The organism is Kitasatospora sp. NPDC088742 (genome assembly GCF_055584905.1).
In genome coordinates, this window is record NZ_JBVJLD010000086.1 from 17,712 (window position 1) to 21,743 (window position 4,032).

General features: G+C 76.6%; 2 protein-coding genes. Both read left to right on the forward strand.

What is annotated here, in order from left to right; all coding sequences use genetic code 11:
* Window positions 1–2,869: Ig-like domain-containing protein (locus ACZ6ZR_RS37550; RefSeq protein WP_465650345.1), on the forward strand; the 2,869-nt coding region annotated here is incomplete at its 5' end.
* A 166-nt stretch (window positions 2,870–3,035) separates the two neighbouring features.
* Window positions 3,036–4,032: SPFH domain-containing protein (locus tag ACZ6ZR_RS37555; RefSeq protein ID WP_465650347.1), on the forward strand; the 997-nt coding region annotated here is incomplete at its 3' end.

The following is a 4,032-nucleotide window of genomic DNA, read 5'->3' on the forward strand; positions in this document are numbered from 1 at the left end:
CACGGTCAGCCGGCTGACCGTCACCGGCGGCAGCCCGAGCGCCCCCAGCCTGGTCCCCCGCACCGACTGGCCGGGCTGGACCGTCACCGACAACGCCCTCACCCCCGCCGGCTCCGGGGAGACCGGCCCCGAGCCCGGGCCCGGGCAGGGAAGCCTCGAACTCTCCGGCACCGTCTCCACCGTGACGTTCCGTCTGGAGCAGCGCACCACCGCGCAGAACGGCTCCACCACCGCCCCGGCCGCGCTCCGCCAGGCGTACACGGTGACCCTGGACGAGGGAGTGGGCAGCGCGCCCCAGGGCTACACCAATGCCTCGCACCTGGTCTCCGACCTCTTCCTGGGCCGGACCGCCACCGGCGCGGCCCGCCCCGGCACCGCCACCGTGGCCCGGCCGCTGGTGCCCCAGGGCCCGAGCGGCCCGCAGGAGCCCGAGGCGGTGCTCGAACGCTCGCAGCCGATGGTCGAGTTGGACGGCGGCGAGTCCCGCCGCAGCGCCTTCGAACGTCCCCCCGCCCCCGGCGCCTCCCCCGCCCCCCAGCCCGGCCGGGGCGACTACCCGGGCCCCGACCCGTCCGTGGCCTTCCCCGCCGACGCCGCGATCGGGCGCTACTACGAGGTGACCGTCCCGGTCGCCGCCGCCTCCGGACCGGCCACCCTGGCCGGCTGGATCGACTTCGACCGCAACGGGAAGTTCGACGCCGCCGAGCGGGTGCAGGCCGAGGTGATCCCGGGTGCGAAGAGCGCCCGGCTGGAGTGGATCGTGCCGGGCAACGCGGCGGCGGGGGAGACCTGGGCCCGGCTCCGGCTGGCCCACGCCGCCGCCCAGGTGGTCAACCCGGGCGGCTTCGCCGACTCCGGCGAGGTGCTGGACCAGAAGGTCCGGCTCGCCGTCGGCGCCGCCCGCCCCGAACTCACCAGCCCGGTCAGCGGCAGCATGCTGCCCGAGGCCCGGCCCGAGATCCGCGGCGAGGCCGGCGTCGCGGGCGCCACCGTCGCGGTGCTGGAGGGCGAGCGCGAACTCTGCCGGGCCACCGTCGGCCGGGACGGCGGCTGGGTCTGCCGCCCGGACCAGCCGCTCCCCGCCGGGGAGCACGTCCTGGTGCCGGTGGAGACCACCCGCGGCGGCCTGGTGCTGCGCGGCGAGGAGATCCGACTCACCGTCAAGACCGATCCGCCCGCCGCCCCGCAGTTCACCCTCCCTGAGTACACCAACGACCCCGGCCTGCTCCTCACCGGCACCGCCGACCCCGGCACCACCGTCTCCGTGGTCGACTCCCCGGCCGCGCCCGGGGCCGGGCGGATCGCCGGCGAGCTGTGCAGCACCGCCGCCGCGGACGACGGCAGTTGGTCCTGCCTCCCGGTGGAGAACCTCGCCGACGGCCGCCACCAGCTCACCCCCTCCGCCACCGACGCCGCCGGCAACCGCACCGCCGGCAAGCCCGCCACCCTGACGGTCGACACCGTCGCCCCGCCCCGTCCGACCCTCGGCTCCCCCGCCGCGGGCGCCGTCGTCGACACGGCCCGCCCGCGCCTCACCGGCCGCGCCGAGCCCGGCTCCACCGTCACCGTCACCGCGCGGCCCAAGACGGCGGGGGAGCGGTTCGTGCTCTGCACCGCCGTCACGGGGGCCGACGGGGCCTGGAGCTGCACGGCGGCCCGGGACCTGACGGCCGGCGACTACGCGCTGGTGGCCACGGCGACGGACCGGGCGGGGAACACGGCCTCGGCCAACGCGGCCGACCTGACGGTCCGTCCGTCGGTGGTGCCGTCGCCTTCGGCCTCGCCTTCGCCGTCGGTGGTGACTTCGCCTTCTGCTTCTCCTTCGCCCTCGCCCTCGTTGTCGTCCTCGCCGTCGCCCTCGGTGTCGGTGTCGCCGTCGCCCTCGCCGTCGGTCTCCGCCTCGGCCTCTGCTTCGGCATCGGTCGCGCCGTCCGGTGGGGCCTCGCCTTCCGGGCCGACGGTGGGGCTGCCGACCTCGAGCCCGGCCGTCACGCCGTCGCCGTCCGGCTCGGCCAGTGCACTCCCGCTGCCGTCCGGTTCGCCGTCGTTGCTGCCGACCGTGCCGGCGTCCGTCCGGCCGTCCCCGTCCGCCGAGGCGTCCGAACCACCGTATGACGGGCCGGTGTTGACGCCGGACGAGCTGGCTGCGGTCGTCCCGATCGTGGTGCCCGGCGGCGGTACGGATCCGGCCCGGCCTGAGGCGTCGCCATCCCCGTCGCCGTCCACTTCGGCATCCGCGTCGCCGTCGCCGTCCACTTCGGCATCCGCGTCGCCGTCGCCGTCTGCTTCGGCTTCGGTGTCCGCCTCGGCCTCGGCCTCGCCGTCTCCATCCCCGTCGCCCTCGGTGGCCGCGTCGCCGTCGGCATCCACCTCCGCGTCGGCATCGGCATCGGCTTCCGCCGTCGCGTCCGCGTCTCCCTCGGCAGTCGCGACCGTTGCGGCAGTGCCGTCGCCGTCGGCCGGCCAATCGGAACAAGGCAACCCGGTCTCCCCGTCGCCGTCCGTTTCGGCCTCCGGGCCTGCGGTGGAACCAGCCCCCCCGGTCGTGGTGGCTTCGCCAACGCCCGTCACAGCCTCTCCGCCTCCGTCCCCGTCCCCGTCCGCCGCGGTCTCGGTCGCCGCCACCTCCGTGGCGGTCCCGCCGGAGGTCGTCGACGCCCCCTCGGCCTCGCCGTCGCCCACACCCTCGCCGTCGCCGTCCGAGACGGGGGCGGAGGAGCGGAACCTCGCCGCCCCGCCGGTCGGGGCCCAGAGCGAGGCCGAGACCTGGCGGACCGGTGCGTTCGGGCTGCTGCTCGCGCTGACCGCGTTGGGCCTGCTGGCCCGTCGGGTGTTCAGTCGGGGCAGTGGTGGCCGACGACGCCGCTGAGCTGCGGAATCTGACGGCGCGTCGTCCGACGCGCCGTCAGATATGCTCGACACGCCGCGCCGCAAATGTCGCATTTGATGACTTATCAACCTAGCCTGAACCTGGCACCGCCCGTCAGTTCCGGGCCGCCCGTTGCGCGACACACCGACCACCAAGGAACCCGTGCATGGACGTCACCCGCGAACCCTCCCCTCGTCCCGAGATCTGGCCCCCCGCTCTGCCGGAACGTCCGGAGCTGTCCGGCGTGTCCGGCGCCACGCCGCTCGGCCGGGCGGTGGCAGGTGCCGTCGCCCGGCCGCTGATCACGGTGCACCCGCTGCCCGTCGCCGCGTCGGACACGCCCGACACGCCGAGCGCTCCCTCCGCCGCCGCGCCGACCCTCGAAGGCCCCGCGGTCACCGAGGCCCGGGCCGGCCGCCGTCCGCCCCGGACCGACCCCAACCTCCGGGAGCACCAAGCCCGTTCGCTGCCCGGCTGGCTGGCCCTGCTGGTGCTGCTGGCCGGGGTGGCCGGTGTGCTGCTGGTGCTGGCCCGGGCCGGGGTGATCCCGCGGTGGGACGTGCTGCCCGACCTTCGCGGCGGGGCGGCCAAGGCGAGCGGCCGCGCCGAGGTGACGGTCCGTTCGGTCGCGGCGGTGGCGGCCTCCGGCCTGGCGGTAGTGGTCGTGCTGGCCGGGCTGCTGGCCAACGCGGGCGGCGAGACCAGGGTGCTCACCCGCTGGGGCCGGTACCGGGGGACGGTGCGCCGCACCGGTCTGCTCTGGGTCAATCCGCTGCTGCGCCGCCGCCGGGTGGACGTCCGGCTCCGGCACTGGCGCAGCGAGCCGGTGCACGTCACCGACCGCACCGGCGCCCCGATCGTGGTCCGGCTGCTGATCGTCTGGCGGGTGCGGGACACCGCCCGGGCCACCCTGGCCATCGCCGAGCACGAGGCCTACCTGCGCGAGCAGGTGCACGCGGTGCTCACCCGGACCGCCAGCGCCCTGCCCTGTGACTCCAACTCCGCGCCGGGGCCCGCCCTCCGGGACGGCCACTGGTTCGCCGACGAGCTCACCAGGGCGCTGGCCGCCGAGGTCGCTCCGGCCGGGATCGAGGCCTACTCGGTGCAGCCGCTCTCCCTGGACTACGCGCCCGAGGTGGCCGAGTCGATGCGCCGGCGCCGCC